General features: G+C 54.1%; 3 protein-coding genes. 2 read left to right on the top strand and 1 reads right to left on the bottom strand.

The annotated features are described in order from the left end of the window. The first annotated feature begins 308 nt into the window (after positions 1-308). Complete coding sequence (locus ACF8AM_RS13120) at positions 309-1,280, top strand: cysteine synthase family protein (RefSeq protein ID WP_392556061.1); 972 nt, start codon at positions 309-311, stop codon at positions 1,278-1,280. A 308-nt stretch (positions 1,281-1,588) separates the two neighbouring features. On the opposite strand, the gene ACF8AM_RS13125 is transcribed toward ACF8AM_RS13120, so the two are convergent. Beyond that, positions 1,589-1,948, bottom strand: a complete 360-nt coding sequence (locus ACF8AM_RS13125; protein ID WP_392556062.1) for a hypothetical protein — start codon at positions 1,946-1,948, stop codon at positions 1,589-1,591. A gap of 265 nt (positions 1,949-2,213) precedes the next feature. Here ACF8AM_RS13125 and ACF8AM_RS13130 point away from each other — a divergent pair, with 265 nt between their 5' ends. Then, complete coding sequence (locus tag ACF8AM_RS13130; RefSeq protein ID WP_392556063.1) at positions 2,214-2,846, top strand: hypothetical protein; 633 nt, start codon at positions 2,214-2,216, stop codon at positions 2,844-2,846. Positions 2,847-3,249 lie beyond the last annotated feature (403 nt).

The following is a 3,249-nucleotide window of genomic DNA, read 5'->3' on the forward strand; positions in this document are numbered from 1 at the left end:
ACCAATGATGCCGGGCCCCCCCAGTTTGTTTTTTTTTGGGGGTGCGGCCGGGGCGCGGTGCCCTGACCTGCCCACAACCCCACGCACCCCCCCCCTCCCCCACGACGGTCAACCCTGATATTTAACTTTGACAAACCAGGAGTCGTCTTTGTTGTTTGGATCGTCGCCCGAGATGGCGTGTTAAGGGCGGGCGTTCGCCCGTTTTTTGTGTTGCTGCAGAAATCATTGGCATTCGCCCAACTTGGAATGTCAATTGTTGGTTTGACAGACCATGGCCACGCCGAGAACTCGCAACCCGCGATGGAACAATGACCAATCATCCGGCTTCGTATAGCTATGCGACCGAAGCAATCTCAACTCCGATTGCGCCGGTGAAACTGTCCGATGATGGGCCAGTCATTTGGTGCAAACTGGAGTACCACAACCCGAGCGGATCCACCAAAGATCGGATCGCTCGTTTCATCTTGGGAAAGGCAATCCGAAGCGGGTTGCTGGGCCGTGGTGATGCGGTGGTCGAAGCGTCGAGTGGCTCGACCAGCATTTCGCTTGCGTTGATGTGCGCCCAGTTTGGTTTGCGATTCACTGCGGTCATGCCGCGCGGGGTGAGTTCCGAACGGATCAAGATGATTCGAGCGTTTGGAGCCGAAGTGATCCTGACACCGGCGGAGGAAGGTGTGGGCGGAGCGATGGCATTGGCAGATGAGATCGCCGGTCGAGGAGAAGCGTTCGCAAGCAAGCAGTTTGAGAACCCAGACAACCCGGCGGCACATCGCTATCAAACCGCCGCGGAAATCATCGCTCAAGTTCCTTCTCGTTCGGTGGATGCGGTCGTCAGTGGGGTCGGAACGGGTGGTACCTTGGTCGGTCTGTACCAGGGGTTCTGCGATTTTGGATGCATCACTCGGCCGGTGCTGGCTCGGCCGGTCTGCTCCGATGGCCTGTATGAGCTGGAGTGTTCCAGTTTCAGCAAGAAGATACCGGGTGTGGTGGAAAGTGCTTCGGCAATCTTCCGCGATGCCCATCTGCCTGGACTCAGACAAGTCGATGTGAAAGACAGCGTGGCTTTGGCCTGTTGTCGCCAACTGATCCGGCGTGGATTTCCCGTCGGGCCAAGTTCAGGGTTGAACTTCGCCGCGGCCCTGGAAGCCGCGCGCGATCTCCCGCCCGATGCAACCATTGTCACGGTCTTTCCCGACCGCATGGAACGCTACTTCTCGACGCCGTTGTTCAGCGACTCAGTGGAAGAGTTGGAATGCGATCCTGCCCAGACATGTTGCTGACCAGGACCGATGACTGAATCGAGTGACAATCAAAGAGCGACCGGGACGGTTTTGCATTGTGATTTCGCTTGATGGCCAACAGCCCATTTCGATCCATCGATTTTGGGTTGGATATGGCCATTGGCCAACAAAGACGATCGGCGATTAAGGCTTCGAAACGGACACGTCAAGCGACCAACAGTGGTCCATTGGATTTGGGGTTGGGAACAAACATTTCGCGTTGTCTTCGACGGTTCCATTCGAGGCGAACTGGTATGAATGACTCTGGAGGAGACCATGTTGAAGGCTATGGGTGGGATCGAGGTGTCTCATCGTGATAGGCCGCCACGGAACAGTCGAATTGATTGTCGATCGAAAACAGGAAATCTTTCTGAAATCTTGATGGGTCTTGATGGGTCTTGATGGGTTCCGTGTTCTCCTTTCTGGTCTGTTTGATGCCGTTCGAGTAACCCTTGTTGGATTGTTGGTGACACTCCAACCAAATGAATGCGGGTTTCCAGGGTGATTCTCAAGCGAAAAAGGTTTGACACTGAAAGGGGAAGCCATATGCTCGGGTTCGGGCGGACAGGGTGTGCAACCGCAAACACTTTATTGCTGCCGACAAATGGAAGATTAAGGATGAGTTTCAACCAAAAGTTTTCAAACAGGATCGATCGATGCGTGGTCATGCTTGGGGTTCTGCTGCTCGTCGGTGGGCTGCCTTCGCGTGAGGCGAGTGCTCAAGACGGGATGTTGGGTGGCCATGCCGCCTTCGAGTAGCTGTTGCTGAAGACGCTTGATGCTCGCACCGCATTGCAGTCGGGGGAATTCGAGTATGAGATGAGCAAGGCCGATCCCGAAAAGACAGTGAAGTGGAAGCAGAAGGGGCTGTACTGCTACGACGACACCAAGTCGACAACATTTCACTACTTGGAACGCTTCACGGAAGACGATGTGAAACTGGATCGAAAAGCTTCTTTTTGGGGAGGATGCAATTTTCGATTTCCGCCGGAGCAATCATTGTTGATCGAGTCGACTTCGCACATCGCAATGCGACTGGTTTTGGAGGCGAACTCTCAGCGGAGAGAAGTCAGCCCGTTTGATTTCCGCTCGTTTGGATTCGGTTTACTGGGCGACTTCGACAGAAAAACAACCTATTACAAAACACTCTTCAATCATATGGAGAACGGGAAAGATGCTGTGACCGTCGTCGACCCGCGTGAGCTACAGAACCCCTTGCTGCAGAAGAAGGCGATCAAGACGTTTAACGTCGGTGGGATTGTTTTGTCAATTGATACAGGGAGAGGTTATTGGCCAGTTCGGGCAGTACTCGATCAACCTGCCGTGAAACGCAGCGCGGATGGTCGGCTCGTTGTGGATGGCGAAAAACGAATTGGAGTATCGAAGTGTGAGATCGACCTGATTGAGGTGGACGACAAATGGGTCCCTCGCTGGGTAACTTATTCAGATGCTCGGGATGAAGTGAAGATTCATTTCACTTGGAAAAGTGTGAATGCAAAGCCAGATAAAATGGACTTTTCTGATCAACGTCTTCTTCGTTTGATCGAGAAGAACAATGATCAATAAGCAGGTCGTCAGGAATGACCGGGCAGTACCATGTGAGCCGATTCGGCGTTCGCCTGGACTGCGAAATGTTTGGTGTCGTGGAGCGTATTTGTTGGCGCAGGTTTTCATTTGAATTGTCCTGGCTCCCCTCGCCCCGCCTCGAGGTCGTGCAGTTTATCGAGGCCGCGTTTGAGCTGGTTTCTGATGATGCACCTCTCCCGAAACGAAGTTTGGGGGGGAGGTCGAGCGACGCCGTTCAGGCGTACGCGAGGGAGGGGGCCGAGCATGGGAACCGGCGCGGATTGCCCCACCCCCGCAAAAACCCGGAAACCAACCGTTACCCCACCCACCCCCCCCCCCGGCCGGGTATCAAATAGGTTATGTGCCAACACAAAAAAAAAAGCCAAAAACCAAACGACGGCGG

It is taken from the genome of Rhodopirellula sp. JB055, assembly GCF_043100905.1.
In the GTDB taxonomy this organism is placed as follows: domain Bacteria; phylum Planctomycetota; class Planctomycetia; order Pirellulales; family Pirellulaceae; genus Rhodopirellula.